The sequence below is a fragment of the Hungatella sp. SL.1.14 genome (genome assembly GCF_024460495.1).
Lineage (GTDB): Bacteria > Bacillota > Clostridia > Lachnospirales > Lachnospiraceae > Hungatella > Hungatella hathewayi.
The window spans coordinates 84,944-101,060 of the sequence record NZ_JANFYJ010000022.1 but is presented as its reverse complement, the minus strand read 5'-3'; the positions used below and the strand labels follow the sequence as shown (position 1 = coordinate 101,060).

General features: G+C 50.4%; 12 protein-coding genes. 11 read left to right on the top strand and 1 reads right to left on the bottom strand.

The genetic code is table 11. The features are described from left to right. Positions 1–5: 5 nt before the first annotated feature. From NE473_RS21870 to NE473_RS21825, 10 genes are all read left to right on the top strand, one after another. On the top strand, positions 6–2,624 hold the full coding sequence (locus tag NE473_RS21870) for an FAD-dependent oxidoreductase (protein ID WP_055651462.1): 2,619 nt from the start codon (positions 6–8) through the stop codon (positions 2,622–2,624). A gap of 15 nt (positions 2,625–2,639) precedes the next feature. Further along, on the top strand, positions 2,640–5,111 hold the full coding sequence (locus NE473_RS21865) for a glycoside hydrolase family 38 N-terminal domain-containing protein (RefSeq protein WP_055651461.1): 2,472 nt from the start codon (positions 2,640–2,642) through the stop codon (positions 5,109–5,111). Further along, a complete protein-coding gene (locus NE473_RS21860; RefSeq protein ID WP_055651460.1) occupies positions 5,098–7,527 on the top strand; it encodes an alpha-mannosidase in 2,430 nt (809 codons plus the stop codon). Before NE473_RS21865 ends, NE473_RS21860 begins: the two co-directional genes overlap by 14 nt. A 27-nt stretch (positions 7,528–7,554) precedes the next feature. Beyond that, positions 7,555–8,175, top strand: coding sequence for a D-sedoheptulose-7-phosphate isomerase (locus tag NE473_RS21855; protein WP_055651459.1), 621 nt, complete (start codon positions 7,555–7,557; stop codon positions 8,173–8,175). A gap of 120 nt (positions 8,176–8,295) precedes the next feature. Beyond that, positions 8,296–8,979, top strand: coding sequence for a dihydrofolate reductase family protein (locus tag NE473_RS21850; RefSeq protein ID WP_022033392.1), 684 nt, complete (start codon positions 8,296–8,298; stop codon positions 8,977–8,979). 346 nt (positions 8,980–9,325) lie between these two features. Continuing rightward, positions 9,326–10,390 (top strand): ABC transporter ATP-binding protein, encoded by a 1,065-nt coding sequence (locus NE473_RS21845; protein WP_055651458.1) that lies wholly within the window; start codon positions 9,326–9,328, stop codon positions 10,388–10,390. Next, the gene (locus NE473_RS21840; RefSeq protein WP_022033394.1) at positions 10,391–11,257 is read left to right on the top strand and encodes an ABC transporter permease; all 867 of its coding nucleotides are present in this window, start codon (positions 10,391–10,393) and stop codon (positions 11,255–11,257) included. Positions 11,258–11,282: 25 nt separating this feature from the next. After that, on the top strand, positions 11,283–12,653 hold the full coding sequence (locus tag NE473_RS21835) for a GldG family protein (protein WP_055651457.1): 1,371 nt from the start codon (positions 11,283–11,285) through the stop codon (positions 12,651–12,653). Between the two features lie 47 nt (positions 12,654–12,700). Next, positions 12,701–13,717 carry a DUF4340 domain-containing protein gene (locus tag NE473_RS21830; RefSeq protein ID WP_055651456.1) on the top strand — a complete coding sequence of 339 codons (1,017 nt, stop codon included), beginning with the start codon at positions 12,701–12,703 and terminating at the stop codon, positions 13,715–13,717. A 75-nt stretch (positions 13,718–13,792) separates the two neighbouring features. After that, complete coding sequence (locus NE473_RS21825) at positions 13,793–14,293, top strand: MarR family winged helix-turn-helix transcriptional regulator (RefSeq protein ID WP_006770656.1); 501 nt, start codon at positions 13,793–13,795, stop codon at positions 14,291–14,293. Positions 14,294–14,347: 54 nt separating this feature from the next. On the opposite strand, the gene NE473_RS21820 is transcribed toward NE473_RS21825, so the two are convergent. After that, the gene (locus NE473_RS21820; protein ID WP_022033397.1) at positions 14,348–14,599 is read right to left on the bottom strand and encodes a hypothetical protein; all 252 of its coding nucleotides are present in this window, start codon (positions 14,597–14,599) and stop codon (positions 14,348–14,350) included. A gap of 223 nt (positions 14,600–14,822) precedes the next feature. On the opposite strand from NE473_RS21820, the gene NE473_RS21815 reads away from it, so the two are divergent. Next, positions 14,823–16,001, top strand: a complete 1,179-nt coding sequence (locus tag NE473_RS21815; RefSeq protein WP_055651455.1) for a MalY/PatB family protein — start codon at positions 14,823–14,825, stop codon at positions 15,999–16,001. The last annotated feature ends 116 nt before the right edge of the window (positions 16,002–16,117 follow it).

The window sequence follows — 16,117 nt, the reverse complement described above, 5'->3', positions numbered from 1 at the left end:
AACAGATGGGATTTGAGCTGGGACAGGAAATTCTGAAGCCGGAGTCCCCCGACCGGTGGAGAGAGACAGGATATCTGATAACCGGTAATACGCTGGAGGCGGTGAAACGGTCAATCTGTCTGGCGCGCCGGGGCGAAAGGGTGCTGCTGGCTGTGGAGGAGACCTTCCTCGCCGCAGATATAGGCAGTTACTTAGATTATGAAAGCAGTCCGGAACTGCAGGGATTTTTTCCGGATTCTCTCTGGGGGAACGGCTGTCTGCATCCGGATGGATATAAAAAGTATCTGGAGCGGTTATGCCGCGAGCAGGGAGCAGAATTCTGCTACGGGTTGTATTTTATGGACGCGGTTTCTGAGGAGAAGGAGAAAATTGAAGTAAGATTTGCCTCCAAGGGGGGACTGTATGGAGTCCGGTGCCGTTATCATGAGAAGTTTAGCCAGACGAATAAAGGGGGAAGGACGGTCTGTGCGGCCTGGATAACCGATGAAAAAACCGGTAAAAACCGGATTCTGAAGGCGCCGTTTCTCTGGAAGCCGAGAGCGACGGAAGCGGAGAATCTGCTGGCTGGAAGGAGAGAGCTGCTTCTGGCCTTTGAGAGATCAAAGGCGGAAAATCCGGCTCTCAATCTGGGACGTTTTGCTCTCCGGGCAGGAAAAGGGGAAAAATCCTGCTCAAACCTGAAAGAGGCACCGTTTGACGTGATCGTCGTGGGAGGCGGCACAGCCGGGGCCATGGCGGCGCTGTATGCCGCCCGGGGCGGCGCCGGGACGGTTCTGATTGAACCGCAGTATGATTTGGGGGGAACCGCCACGTTAGGGGGTGTCAGTACTTACTGGTTTGGAAAACGTTACAGGGATGTGGAAGAGATTGATCTGGAGACGGACCGGCTGGAACAGCAGTATGGAATCAGCAGAAAACCGGGGCTGTGGAGTGAGTATGATGATTTCCATGCGGGGATAAGAGGATACGTGCTGTTAAAGCTGTGTCTTGAGGCCGGTGTATCCGTGGTCTTCGGACAGATTGCATACGATGTGGTAAAGGAGGGAACCCGCGTCTGCGGCGTAAAAACAGCGGGACACGCTGGACAGATAACCCTGAGAGGCTCTCTGATCATCGATGCAACGGGCGACGGAGATCTGGCGTATTTTGCTGGTGCGGAGACGGTCTATGGTTCTGGCCGGGACTGCTTTACGTACTGGGCTTCTCTGGCCCAGTATACGGGAACTGCCGGATACCGGAATAATTTTTCCTCCATGGTGATGGCATCTGATCCGGAGGACATGACCCGGTTTGCCGTTCTTGGCAGAGAGCGGGGGGAGGGGACGTTTGATCATGGGGCTTATGTGAGTATGCGTGAGAGCCGCCATATCACAGGGAAAAAAATGATCGATCTGCGGGACATATGCACGTTCCGGACGTATGATGACGGGATCTGCACCTTCTTTTCCAACTATGATCCAAAAGGAAAGCTGGATGCAGACATGGTATACTGCGGATATCTTCCGCCTCAGGTAAACATGCAGATTCCCTTAAGCGCATTGGTCCCGAAACACCGGGAGGGATACAGCCTGGAAGGACTGTATGTGGCGGGGAAGGCAGTCTCTGCTACCCATAACGCCTTTCCCGGGCTGCGTATGCAGCCGGATCTGATGCACCAGGGGGCAGTCCTGGGACTGCTTGCAGCCAGGGCGGCGAAATCCGGCTGTCTGATAGAAGCACTTTCCATTCCGCAGAGGCGGGCATGGATCAGGGAGGCGACGGGGGACAGTCTGACTCTTCCAGATAAAATCCGGTATCAAAGTGACAGCAGGAATATTCCGGATTATGCATTTTATGCAGGACAGGTAACGGGAGAGAGCCGTACACACTGGATTGACGTTCCGTTTACGTATGAGGAGACGAAGATTAGTCCGCTGCTGGCGCTTGTATGCGGTGAGAGCGAACATGTACTGCCCTGTATCCGTAAGCGGATACAGGCGCTGGAAGCGGATGAATATGGGCGGGACCAGGGAACGCTGGCGGTACTGAAACGGGCGGCGCTGTTTCATGGATGCAATGATTATATGGAAGATATGCAGCAGAGTATTGTGCGGAGGATTAATGAGGCAAAGCCCGGTCTGCCGGTGAGAAAAGGATCTGTGATGTGTGCACAGCTTCTCCCGGATCATGGAGTGATGCCGGAGCTTGTGTATGACTTAAATCTGCTGTCCGGCGGAGACGGATTTTCCATGGAACCATTTTATCTGGTGTTTGAAGTGCTGAAGAAGGAAGAGCGGGATTACATGGATATCAGAAAGGGGACGTATTCCTATCTGGAATGCTTTGCCTATGCGGCCAGGAGGAGCAGCCGTACGGAGTTTATTCCGCTTCTTAAGGGGCTGGCGGAACTGCCTGAGTTTCAGACTGCGCTGCAGGAAGAGAATCAGGTATCCCTGCTGGCGGAGCGTATGCAGATGCTTCAGCTTCTTCTGTACCAGTCGTTAGCCGGGCTGGGGGAGAGAGAAGGGGTAAAAGGTCTGGAACGGCTGAGCAAGGTCCGCTGTCTGGCGATCCGCAGATCGGCTGAGATGGTGAAGCAGTCTGTGGAAGAAGGGGACTTGGGCGGCGCAGAAAAAATATGGTGAGTGAGCAGGAGATGCATGATGGAGAAAAAACAGCTCTATATGATAGGAAATTCCCATATTGACCCGGTATGGTTCTGGGAATGGGAGGAAGGAATGCAGGAGGTAAAGGCCACGTTTCAGTCTGCCCTGGACCGGATGTGGGAATTTGAGGATTACAGGTTTACTTCCACGTCCACAGCATTCTTTCAGTGGATTGAAAAACTTCTGCCTGATTTATTCGAGGAGATCAGACAGCGGGTTCTGGAGGGCAGATGGGAGATAACGGGAGGCTGGTTCATCGAACCGGACTGTCTCCTTCCCTGCGGCGAAGCCTTTGCCCGCCATGGCCTGTACGGCCAGCGCTATTTAAAAGACCGCTTTGGGGAAATATGCCGGATCGGCTCCAATGTGGACAGCTTTGGTCACAGCGGCAGCCTTCCGCAGATATTAAAAAAGAGCGGCATGGATTCCTATGTGTTTATGCGCCCAAGACTGGATACCCCGGTCTTCCGGTGGGAAAGTCCGGACGGAAGCAGCGTGAATGCCATATGCCTTCCTGCGGAGTACACCACCTGGTTCCGGGAACCGACCCTGAAAAATATCAATGATACACTGGAACGTACAAAAGAATATGACAAAATGGTCTGCTGCTACGGCGTGGGTAATCATGGAGGCGGTCCGACGATTGAAAATATAGAAACAATCCGTGAACAGATAGAGGACTTTGACGGTGCAGAGCTGCATTTTGCTTCCTTTGGGGAGTTCCTGGAAGATATCAGGGACTGGAGACTCCCTGTAAAAATGGGACCGTTTGAAAAAATCAATCAGGGGTGCTATTCCAACGATTCGAGGTTTAAACAGTTGAACCGACTGGCAGAAGGACGGCTTATGGCCGCAGACACATTCCTGTCCATGGCGGCCGCGCTGACGGGAGTGTGGCCGGAGGAAACCGGGAAAATAGAAGACCTGTGGAACGGTCTGCATTTCAATGAGTTTCACGATACCATGGGAGGTACTACTATTAAGCCGGCGAGGGAGGAAGCGGTGATGCAGCTCTCGGCGGTATGTGCCAAAGCCGCATCAGTCAGAGAAACGGCGAAGCAGAGAATCGTGAACAGCCTGGATACCAGCGGAGAGGGATACCCCCTGTTCCTGTTTAACCCCCATGGCAAAGACTTTTCTGATTATGTGGAGGTGGAACTGGAATGGTTTTGCCAGAGTCCGCTTAAGCTGTCCGATCCCTTCGGAAATGAGGTACCGTATCAGAGAATACATACTGCGGCAAAAGTCCGCCACACGGTGTTGGGAGGAAGACGCCGCATCGTCTTCCATGCATCGGTTCCTTCCTGCGGCTATGCGGTATACAGGCTCAGGAAAGAGACGCCGTCCCTTGGCTTCAATCAGAACATGGAACTCGACAATCCGGATCCCTATACGCTGGAAAACCGGTTTTTACGGGCAGAGTTTGATCCGGAGACGGGAATGCTGTGTGCCCTGAAGGACAGGACTGCCGGATACGACGCCTTAAAAGGCCCGGCTTCTGTCCGGCTGTATGTGGACGAGCGGGATGCGTGGGGCGGTCTGCAGGGAAAGCGATTTAAAGACAGAAACGTAACCTTTCGGCTGGATTCCATCGATAAGGTAGAAAGCGGAGAGATTCGGGAGACTATCCGGGTCCGGCTGTCTTACGAGGGAACGAGACTGGAACAGCTCTATTCCCTGGGGGCTGATGAACGGGAACTGAGGGTGGAGAACCGGCTGTGTTTTGCGCATCCCCGCGCGCTTTTAAAAACCGCCTATCCGACGGGGGAGGGCTGTCTTATCACCCGGGCGGAGACTGCATATGGAATTGTGGAGAGAGATCATAAAGGGGATGATGGCGAATATAATATGCAGCGCTTTCTCGATGCGGCAGACGGAGCGGGACGAGGCCTTGCCGTCTCAAATGATGGAAAATACGCCTTTAACCTGACTGAGGGCAGAACGCAGATCACTGTAGCCCGGAGTGCGATTTATGCTCAGGGAAGCAGTCCGGACTGGGAGAATGAGATTGAGAGTTATGAATACATGGATATTGGAACGCAGACATTTCACCTGATATTAAAGCCTCACGGGAAACGGCTTCCCGCATCTGAGCTGTACCGCATTGCTGAGAAAGCAAATGGTTCTTATGAGTATCTTATGGACAGCGCCCACAAGCCGCTGACGAACGACGGCCGTGGCTCCATGGTCTTATCGATTGCGGGAACAGACCGGGATAACGTGGCAGTCCAGGTGATGAAGAAGGCGGAGGACGACGATGGCTTCATTCTGCGTCTGCTGGAACTGGAGGGAAAAGATACGGACTATCACCTGTACCTTATGGGAAATACGTATCCCCTGACGATTGGGCATCATGAGATACAGACCATCAAAACAGACAGGGAAGGCAGGAACATAAAAATAGTGAATCTGCTGGAATGGGAAGAGGAATGGGAAGAGGAAAGGGATCGGAATGGAGAAAGATAAAAAATTATACATGATAGGAAATGCTCATATTGATGTTGTCTGGCTCTGGCAGTGGCAGGAGGGGCTGCAGGAGGTAAAGGCAACTTTTAAATCTGTGCTGGACCGGATGAAAGAATACGACGACTTTATCTTTACCGGCAGTTCTGCCGCCTATTATGAATGGGTGGAGGAAAATGATCCATCCATGTTTGAGGAGATCAGAAGCCGGGTGAAAGAGGGAAGATGGGTGATCGTGGGCGGCTGGTGGACCGAGCCGGACTGCAACGCCCCATGCGGAGAATCCTTTGTGAGACAGGGGCTTTACGGCCAGAGGTATTTTGAGGAGAAATTCGGGGTAAAGGCGGTCTGCGGATACAATGTGGACAGCTTCGGCCACAACGGGAATCTTCCCCAGATATTGAAGAAATGCGGCATGGACAGCTATGTATTCATGCGTCCCGGCCGTCACGAAAAGGGGATTGCAGGGGAAAACTTTGTCTGGAAGTCTGCCGATGGTTCTGCGGTGAACGCATTTCGGCTTCCCTTTGAATACTGTACCTGGCCCGATCAGATCGAAGAGCATGTCAGACGGTGTGCCGGTGAGATCAAAAATTCCGATGGCGGTATCATGTGCTTTTACGGTGTCGGCAACCATGGAGGCGGCCCTACGAAGAAGAATATCGACAGTATCCATCGGATGAACGCCAGACCGGATATGCCGGAGCTTCAGCTGTCCTCCCCCAATGAATATTTTGAGGATGTAAAAAAGAGGGGGAGAGACCTGCCTGTGGTCTGCGGGGGGCTGTTCCACCACTCAAGCGGCTGTTACAGCGTGGAATCGAGAGTTAAGGCGTTAAACCGGGCGGCTGAGATGCGTCTGCTTATGGCGGAGCGGGTATCTGTGATGGCGGGACTCCTTACAGGCATAAGGTATCCGGCAGAGGAGTATCAGAAAGCATGGAAGAGCGTGCTGTTTAATCAGTTCCATGATATTCTGGCGGGGACTAGCTTACGGGAGTCGTACGAGGATGCGGCGGAGGATTACGGCTATGCGCTTCACGCAGCGGGAAGAGGCTTAAACAGTGCCGTTCAGTCGCTGTCCTGGCAGATTAATATCCCGATGGAAGAGGGAATGAAGCCTCTGGTCGTTGTGAATCCTAATGCGTTCAATACGAAAGCGGAAGTACAGGCAGAGTCCTGGACATTGAAAGAGGGCACGGTGCTCCTTGATGAGAATGGAAACCAGATTCCCTGTCAGCTGGTACAGTCAAGCGCAGCCTTACAGGGGAGGTGCCGCATCTGCTTTGTGGCAGATCTTCCTTCTCTGGGCTGGAGAACGTACCGGTTTGCGGTCAGGGAGAAGGCAGAGACGTTTCCGGAGGTGGCTGTATCGGAGTGCAGTGCGGAGAATCGGTGGTTTAAGCTTACCCTTGATCCGGAGACCGGTTATATTGCTTCTCTGTTAAAAAAGAACGACGGCACGGAATATTTTTCCGGTCTGGCGGCAGTTCCGGTAGTTATCAGGGACGAGAGCGATACGTGGTCTCATGCAGTGCGGATTTTTGATGAGGTAATCGGCAGGTTTAAGGCTGTTTCCGTCCGTACGGTTGAGAATGGTCCGGTCAAGAGTGTGATCCGTGTAACCAGTGTCTGGGGAAATTCCAGAATCATTCAGGATTTTTCGGTTTTCCAGGATCTGGATTATATTGCGGTCAAGACTACGGTAGACTGGCACGAGAAACAGGCCATGTTAAAACTTCAGTTTCCTATGAATATGAATTATATACGAACCAGCTGGGAAATACCGTATGGTATGGAACAGCGGGAGCCGGACGGAGAAGAGTATCCCATGCAGATGTGGCTGGATCTGGAGGGGACGAACCCTGGAATGGAGACTTCCATGAATGGGCTGTCCATCTTAAATGACGGAAAATTTGCAGGCAGCGCGGCGGGAAAGACGGCGTCGCTTACCGTGCTTCGGAGTCCGGTTTATACCCACCATGAGCCGTACCAGCTGCAGGAAAATCTGGAATATGTCTATATCGACCAGGGAACACAGACGTTTACGTATGGTCTCTATCCCCATGACGGAAGCTGGGAAAATGCGGCGACCGTGAGACGGGCGAAAGTGATGAACTGCCGGCCGATTGCTCTGTTTGAAACGTACCATGAGGGCCGTCTGGAACAGACGGGGTCCCTGATGGAGGTCAATCAGGAAAATATCGTTGTGGAAGTGCTGAAAAAAGCGGAAGACGGCAGCGGGGATTTGATCCTCCGGGCTTATGAGACAGCCGGCAGGGCGGTGAAGGCAGAACTGACAATCGGTGTACTGGAACAGACCATAGAGGCGGATTTCCAGCCGTTTGAAATTAAGACATTACGGCTGCCGGGCCAAAAAGGCGGAGAGGCTGTCTGGACAGATATGCTGGAAGAATGAGGCAGCTAACAGAGAAAGGGAGAGAGTATGGACCATTTAAAACGGCTTATGCAGCGTTTTCCCGTGTTAATTGATATGGAGGGAGAACTGATGCGTGCTTATGACCTTCTGGAAGATGCTTACTCACAGGGCGGAAAACTGCTGCTCTGCGGTAATGGAGGCAGCGCGGCGGATTGCGATCATATTGTTGGGGAGCTGATGAAAGGTTTTTATAAAAAACGTCCGCTTGGCAGTGCCGAAAGAGAGGGACTGGGAGATCTGGGAGACCGTCTGCAGGGAGCGCTTCCTGCAATCTCGTTGACGGGGCACAGCGCGTTGTCCACTGCATTTTTAAATGATGTGGCCCCGGAACTGGTATTTGCCCAGCAGGTATACGGCTATGGCAGGCGCGGTGATGTTTTGGCGGCAATCAGCACATCCGGTAATTCCGTAAATGTGTTAAACGCCGCCAGAGTGGCAAAGGCCAGAGGACTTTCTGTCATATCCATGACCGGAAAAACGGGAGGAGTCTTGAAGGGAATCAGCGACGTATGCCTGGCAGTTCCGGCGGAGGTGACAGCCGACGTGCAGGAACTGCATCTGCCCGTCTATCACACGCTGTGTGCGATGCTGGAGGAACATTTTTTTCCTGACACAGACGCAAAATAAAAGGAATCTCTTTGGTTTTCCACAGGAACAGTAAATAATCCGGTTCATGATTTGATTGCCGATATTGCTGAATAACGGTATAATATCCTTAAAACGTGGAGCTTGGGAGGTAACAGGATCATGAACAACAGACCAGTAACGACATTATTTATGCTGATGTCCGTAGATGGGAAAATCACTACAGGTGCATCCGATGAACTGGACGTAGACAAAAATTTTCCATGTATCAAGGGTGTGAAAGAAGGACTGCACCAGTATTACGAGTTAGAGCAAATGACAGATTTATGGTCATTTAATACGGGGAGAGTTCAGAAAAAATTAGGGGTCAACGAAAAAGAGTTTCCATCAAAATCACCGGTATCTTTTGTGCTTTTGGATAATCATCACTTAACAGAACACGGAGTTCGCTACTTTTGTGAATGGTCAAAGGAGTTTGTATTGATTACGCAAAATCCTGTCCATCCGGCATTTTCTGTCACGGCAGACAATTTACACATTATCAAACAGGATTCTTTGGATTTAGCGGACGCATTAAAAGTTTTAGAAGAAGAGTATGGCTGTAAACGGTTAACAATCCAGTCAGGCGGCACCTTGAATGGACTTTTTCTAAGAAATAAGCTGATTGATTATATAGACATCGTCGTGGCTCCTGTATTGATAGGAGGAAAAGATACCTCCACTCTTATTGACGGGAGTTCTATCACATCGATGGATGAATTAAATTTATTGGGAGTGCTGCAGCTCGAAACGTGTGAGGTTTTGGAAGATTCCTATATTCGTCTGAGATATCAAGTAACAAAATAGAAAATTAACAAATGTAAGAAGATTCTATGGAACATTAAGTGTGAAAGCACGGAATTCCATGGAATCTTTTTATTTTTTGCAGAAAGTGTAAAAACAGATACGATACAGCCATCCCTTTAACGGTTCACACTTTTATCACAAAAACATCAAAATATGAACACAGAATCATCACAATTATTTTTTACGCTATGTACTAACACCGGATATGCGGGGCATGCGGTGCGGGCAGCTTTTACGGCCCCACTCCTGCCGGCATAAGTCAAAAACCCGGCAGCCGCCAAATGGACGCGCCGGCGTGTCCGTTTGTCTCATTGCCGCGGAAATAAAAAATCAGGAGGAGAACGAGTTGATAGAAGTGAAGAATCTTGTAAAAGATTACGGCGGCCATCTGGCAGTGGACCATCTGAATTTTACCATAGAAGATGGTCAGATTTACGGATTTTTAGGGCCTAACGGCGCCGGAAAATCGACTACCATGAACATCATGACCGGTTATATCGGTGCCACGGAAGGAGATGTCCTGATTAACGGACACAACATACTGGAAGAACCTGAGGAAGCGAAGAAATGTATCGGCTATCTGCCGGAGCTTCCTCCTCTTTATGCCGATATGACGGTGATGGAGCAGCTGGATTTTGCAGCGGAATTAAAGCAGATACCGAAGAAGGAGCGGAAAGAGGCCATCGGTGAGGTGGTGGCTCTGGCGAAGCTGGAAGACGTGCAGGGCAGGCTGATCCGAAATCTGTCCAAAGGCTACAGGCAGCGTGTAGGGCTGGCTCAGGCCGTGCTCGGCATGCCTCCTGTCATTATTTTAGATGAACCAACGGTGGGACTCGATCCCAAACAGATCATTGAGATCCGTGATACGATCCGGGAACTGGGCGAAAAGCATACGGTAATCTTAAGCTCCCACATTCTGTCCGAAGTCAGCGCGGTCTGCGACCACATCCTGATTATTGACCATGGAAAGCTGATTGCCAGCGATACACCGGAGAATCTGGAGCGCCAGATGGCCGGCGCGTCCGGCATGGAACTGCTCGTGAAGGGACAGGAAGAAACGATCAGAGAGATCCTTGAGCCCATTCGCGGGGTGGAAGAAATCGCGGTAAACGAAAATGGCGGAGAAGATGTGAGAAAGGTGACCTTCCGGCTGGCGGCAGAGTCGGAGGGCTCAGACTACGCGGAAGCAGCCGCTTCCTCCCCGGATGGTGCCTCTCAGACAGACATCAGAGAGACCATATTCTTTGCGTTTGCAGACCGGAAAATCCCCATTCTCTCCATGCAGACCACAAAAGCATCTTTAGAGCAGGTATTCCTGGAGCTGACTGCCGAAGATACTTTGGATACGGCGGACGGCGAAGATGCTTCAGACGAAGACTCCGTGATGGAAACAGAAAAGGAGGAAGTATAAATGGCGGCGATTTATAAAAGGGAATTGAAATCGTATTTCCAATGTATGACCGGATATGTATTCATTGCTTTTCTGGTTCTGTTTGTCGGAATTTACTTTATGGCTTACAATCTGATGAGCGGATATCCGTATTTTTCCTATACGCTGTCCGGTATGGTGACCATAGTGATGATCGGAATTCCGGTTCTGACCATGAGAAGCTTTGCGGATGACAGAAAGACAAAGACTGACCAGCTTCTTCTCACGGCGCCGGTTTCGGTACCGAACATGGTGCTGGCCAAATATCTGTCCATGGTAACCGTATTTGCGGTCCCGGTCCTCATCTCCTGTCTTTGCCCGCTCATCATAAAGATGAACGGCACTGCGTATTTAAAGGCAGATTATGCGTCAATTCTGGCGTTCTTCCTTCTGGGCTGTGTCTATATTGCCATTGGAATGTTTATATCTTCCACGACAGAGAGCCAGATCATCGCGGCGGTGGGGACCTTTGGAGCCATATTACTGCTGCTTCTGTGGCCCAGCCTCGTGAATTTCCTTCCGACGTCGGCCTCCGGGTCGCTGGTCGGCTTCCTGCTTCTCTGGACACTGTGCGTGGTGATCCTCCATCGTGTAACGAGCCATAACCTTCTGGCAATTGTGCTGGAGGCGGCAGGAGTCGTTGCCCTGGTGGGAGCGTATGTTGCCAAAAAGAGCATGTTTGACCGTGCGTTTGTTACTCTTGTAGAAAAGATTGCGGTTACGGATGTGTTTCAGAATTTTGCCAGCAACTATATTTTTGACGCGGGTGGTCTCATTTACTATGTGAGCATTATATTTCTGCTGGTATTTCTGACCGTGCAGTCCGTGGAAAAACGCAGATGGAGCTAGTACAGCACTGTATAAGGAGGCTAAAATGACAAGAAAACTGAAAAAAGGCGGTTATGCTGCGATCCTTTCCGTGATCGTAATCGCCGCTGTCGTGCTGGTAAATATGATCGTAGGCCGTCTTCCCGAAAAGGTGCGCCGATGGGATTTAAGCGGTACACAGATTTATACAGTGGGAGATACGACGAAGGAGCTTTTGGCGTCTCTCGATAAGAACGTTACGATTTATGTGGTGGCGGATCCAACCATGGTGGACGACAGAATTACAAGCTTTGTAAACCGGTATGCGGACCTTTCCGATCATATTAAGGCGGAGACCGTAGATTCCGTTCTTCACCCGGACCGGGTAAAACAGCTGAATGTGGAAAACAATACGATTCTGGTGGTGTGCGAGGATAACGGAAAGACCGAAACGATCCAGATGAGCGATATTATTAAGTATGACCAGATGTCTTACTATTACTACGGCCAGACGAAGGAGACGGAGTTCGACGGAGAGGGCCAGCTGACCAGTGCGGTCTCCTACGTGACGAACGATGTGCAGAAAAATATCTATGTGACGGAGGGCCACGGGGAGGCAGCCTTAGGAACACTTACGTCCGATCTCCTGGAAAAGTCGGGCCTTACGGTAAATACCGTTAATTTACTGACCGGAGGCGGGATCCCGGAGGATTGTGAGCTTCTCCTGATCAATGCGCCGGTCAGCGATCTGGCAGACGACGAAAAAACCATGGTGACGGACTACTTAGACGGCGGAGGAAAGGTGCTTTTGATCGCCGGATATTCCGATAAGGACCGCCCCAACTTAAATGCCGTCTTAAACGCTTACGGTCTGAATATGGAACATGGACTGGCGGCCGATACGAAGAGCTGCTATCAGAACAATCCCTACTACATTTTCCCGACGCTTGTATCGGGCAGTGAGATAACGAACGGAATTGACAGAAAGAGCACCGCTCTGATCCTTCAGTCGTCTGCATTAAACCAGCTGGACACACTTCCCGACGGCGTTACGGTAGAGCCGTTTATGGAGACGACGGATGGCGGCATGCTTGTCACAGAGAGCAGTCAGACACCGGGGACGTATCTTCTCGGCGCGACGGCAGAGAAAACACTGGATTCCGGGACTGCAAGACTTACCGTATTCGGTACGCCTTCCCTGATTGACGACGGATTAAACAGTACCTTTTCGAATCTCACCAATTTAGACCTGTTTATGAATGCGGTAACGGCCAATTTCGAAGATGTTACCAATGTCTCCATCCCATCCAAGAGCCTTGAGGTTACCTATAACACCGTAACACATGGCGGCATGTGGGGAATCGTTTTTATTCTCGTTATCCCGGTGGCAACCGTGGCGGCGGGGCTTATGGTATGGCTGAAACGGAGACGTTTGTAGCAGGTTATGACGGATCTGCACGGTAAAATGAAAATGGAGGCGCGGCAATGAAGAAGAATTACGGACTGCTTGCAGGCTGTCTGGTGGTCGCGGCACTGGGCGTCATCTATGCCGGTGTCGGGGCGTATCAGGATCATACAAAGGAAAAGGAACGGCAGCAGGCGGAGACAGAAAAAATATATATGACCGATTTCTCTGATATAGAGGCCATTTCCTATGATAACGATGGAAATGTACTGGCATTTACAAAGGATGGCGATTCCTGGACTTATGATGGTGACGACCAGTTTCCGGTCAATACGACCCGCATGGATTCTCTGGCAGGAACGGTAAAGAAGCTTCCGGCAGTAAGAAGGCTGGAGGGGGGAGACGACCTTGCCGCATACGGCCTGGACACACCGCTGCGGCGGGTAACGGTATCGGCGGATGACGGGAAGACCGTTACCATACTCATTGGAGATAAGACGGACGGCGGTAATTATTATGCCGTGATCGACGGCCAGAATGTCCCCTGTCTCATCAGTTCCTCCCTGTTTGACGAGACGGCCTACGGGCTGGAGGACATGATGGCTCTGGAAGAGTTTCCGGCTGTCGTGGGGACCGATATTCAGTCGATCACGATTGAGAAAAACGGCGTCAGCGAACATTATGTGAAGAAGAAACTGGCTGAGGAGACCTCCCCTCAATCTGGTTCGGCGGGAAGTGAAGACGGAACCATCGCCTGGTACCGGGGGTCGGACGATACGGAAGACAACAAACTGCCGGACAACTCGGCGCTGAATGTACTGGCCGATTCGCTCAGCGGTCTCGTCGTGAAGAGCTGTGCAAACTATAAGGTGACGGATGAAGAACTGGCCGGTTACGGGCTGGATCATCCGCAGGCGGTGCTGAGCTACACGTACGAAAAGGACGGAGAAGATAAGACATTCAGCCTGTCGGTTGGCAATCCCGGCGAGGACGGAACCACCTACTATACGAGGACAGAAGATTCTAAGTATGTGAACGAAATCGACAAGACAGCTCTCGATCAATGCATGACCGCAGACACGGGAAATGATCAGTAGAAAAGCCCCTCCATATTGACAAATACCTGCCTTTCCACTTACAATAAAGGAACCAACAGGGAAGAGAGTGGGGCTATGGGCGTAGAGAAACGATATGAATTATTTTGTGAACTGTTAAAAACGCTGGATGAAGGCGTCGATGCGATTGAAGAATACGATTCGCTGCTCCATGATTATCGCGGAACCGTCCTCTACCAGGCAGAATCTCAGATTATTAAGGCCGTCGGGGACCAGCCGGGAATTACGGCTTCAGAACTGTCCCGGGTGTTTGATAAGACCAACAGCGCCTGCTCCCAGCTGATCCGCAAGCTTAAGAAAAAGGAATGGATCAGGCAGGAGCGGAACGAAAAGAATAACCGGGAATATAACCTCTATCTGACAGAGGAAGGGAAAGTGATTTATAAAAAGCATGAAGAGTTTGAGAATGCCTGCTATGAGAGGACGTATCATATGCTGGATGGGATCTCCGAGGAGGAGATGAGAACGTATATTGGAATTCAGAAGCAGTTAAACAGAGCGTTTAAGCTGGACGTAGAGGAAAGCCGGCAGCTGTCGGGAAACAGCGGGGCCGAATAAGAGACAGGGCCGCAGCGAAAGCATAGAACTTTCGCTGCGGCCCTGTCTGTCCTGTTACTTATGGATAAGATGTGATGCTTTGTCATAATCTGATTTCAAAACGTAGATTCGGTATTCTGTGCCGGCCGTGATATTCTCACCAAACTGCTGTATGGTGGCTCCCCGCGATCCAAAATTACGCATGAAAGTCCCTTTGGTATCGATGATGTATTTGATTCCTTCGGCCGCCAGAAGATTACGGATTCGTGCCTGCTCACTGATGGAATAAGTAATTGCCAGTTCTTTTCTGTTAAATATGGTGATCATCCTGGTACATCCTCCATGTTCTGGTTGCGGTTTGGCAGTTCCCATTACAGATAGTATGAATTACCTGTATCATACCATGGTTTACGGGCAGATTCAAGCGTTGAAAGATTTCAGTTGACAAACAGCAGGAACTGTATTAATCTGAGAGTATGATAGATAGTTAAGCAGATTAAATATTAATTGGCTTATGTAAAAAGTGGAACATGGGACAGGAGGCTGCAAGATGAAGTATGATTTTGACACACGGGTAGAGAGAAGAGGCACATACTGCTGCAAGTATGACACGATACCGGAGGAAGCCGGTGAGAATGCGATTCCGGTATCCATCGCGGATATGGACCTGCCTTGCGCGGAACCGATTATACGCGCTCTTCATGAACGGATCGACCAGAAGATTTTCGGTTATACGGTTTATGAGAATGAGGAGTGCAAACAGGCCGTTATGGGCTGGTACCGGAAGCGTTTTGGCTGGGAGATCGACAAACATGATATATTCTTCAGTCCGGGGGTCGTTCCGGCGCTGGCATTTTTAATTCAATTTCTGACGAAGGAAGGAGACGGGGTGATTATCCAGAGACCGGTTTACCATCCATTTACAGCAAAAGTGGAGGCTAACGGCAGGAAAGTGGTCAATAATCCTCTCATTAGAAAAGGAAATACCTACGAGATGGATTTCGATGATCTGGACAGAAAATTTGCCGATGACAATACAAAGGGAATGATTCTGTGCAGCCCTCATAATCCGGTTGGCCGTGTGTGGAGAGAGGATGAGTTAAGGAAGGTTGTCGACATTGCAAAGAAGTATGATAAATGGATTATTTCCGATGAAATTCATGCAGATTTAACGAGAATCGGAGTTACGCACACTCCGTTGTTAAAACTTGCGCCGGACTACAGCGACAGAATCATCGTCTGTACCGCTCCGAGTAAGACCTTCAACCTGGCCGGTATGCAGTTTTCCAACATTATAATACCCAATAAGGAGTACCAGGAGCAGTGGACAGAGGTCGTCTCGAACCGTTTATCCGTTGGCATGTGCAGTCCGTTTGGACTGACCGCCATCATCGCGGCTTATACGGAAGGGGAGGAATGGCTGGACCAGGCCAGAGCCTATATCGATGGAAATATCCGTTATATAGAAGAGTTTGTAAAGGAGAACCTGCCGAAGGTGGTGATGATGGACTGCCAGGGCACTTATCTGGTATGGCTGGATTTGAATGAATACTGCTCCGATTCTGAGAAGCTGGAAGCACTGATGGTCAGGAAAGCCGGCATTATCTTCGACGAAGGTTATATTTTCGGACCGGAGGGAAGCGGATTTGAACGGATCAATGCAGCTGCCCAGAGAAGTACGGTGGAAGAATGCATGAAGAGAATGAAAGCGGCGCTTGATACTTTATAAGGCACAACCGTTTGAGATAAGCAGAAACACGGTAGAAATCAGCAAAAAGAGGATGTCCCATCAGTCTGCGTTTACAGACTGCCGGATATCCTCTTTTCACTGCAAAGGTTTTTCGG

Bases quoted from the DNA above. Each gene is read 5' to 3' on its own strand.
- NE473_RS21870 (WP_055651462.1), top strand. From the start codon at position 6: ATGGGATTTGAGCTGGGACAGGAAATTCTGAAGCCGGAGTCCCCCGAC.
- NE473_RS21865 (WP_055651461.1), top strand. From the start codon at position 2,640: ATGATGGAGAAAAAACAGCTCTATATGATAGGAAATTCCCATATTGAC.
- NE473_RS21860 (WP_055651460.1), top strand. From the start codon at position 5,098: ATGGAGAAAGATAAAAAATTATACATGATAGGAAATGCTCATATTGAT.
- NE473_RS21855 (WP_055651459.1), top strand. From the start codon at position 7,555: ATGGACCATTTAAAACGGCTTATGCAGCGTTTTCCCGTGTTAATTGAT.
- NE473_RS21850 (WP_022033392.1), top strand. From the start codon at position 8,296: ATGAACAACAGACCAGTAACGACATTATTTATGCTGATGTCCGTAGAT.
- NE473_RS21840 (WP_022033394.1), top strand. From the start codon at position 10,391: ATGGCGGCGATTTATAAAAGGGAATTGAAATCGTATTTCCAATGTATG.
- NE473_RS21835 (WP_055651457.1), top strand. From the start codon at position 11,283: ATGACAAGAAAACTGAAAAAAGGCGGTTATGCTGCGATCCTTTCCGTG.
- NE473_RS21830 (WP_055651456.1), top strand. From the start codon at position 12,701: ATGAAGAAGAATTACGGACTGCTTGCAGGCTGTCTGGTGGTCGCGGCA.
- NE473_RS21825 (WP_006770656.1), top strand. From the start codon at position 13,793: ATGGGCGTAGAGAAACGATATGAATTATTTTGTGAACTGTTAAAAACG.
- NE473_RS21820 (WP_022033397.1), bottom strand. From the start codon at position 14,599: ATGATCACCATATTTAACAGAAAAGAACTGGCAATTACTTATTCCATC.
- NE473_RS21815 (WP_055651455.1), top strand. From the start codon at position 14,823: ATGAAGTATGATTTTGACACACGGGTAGAGAGAAGAGGCACATACTGC.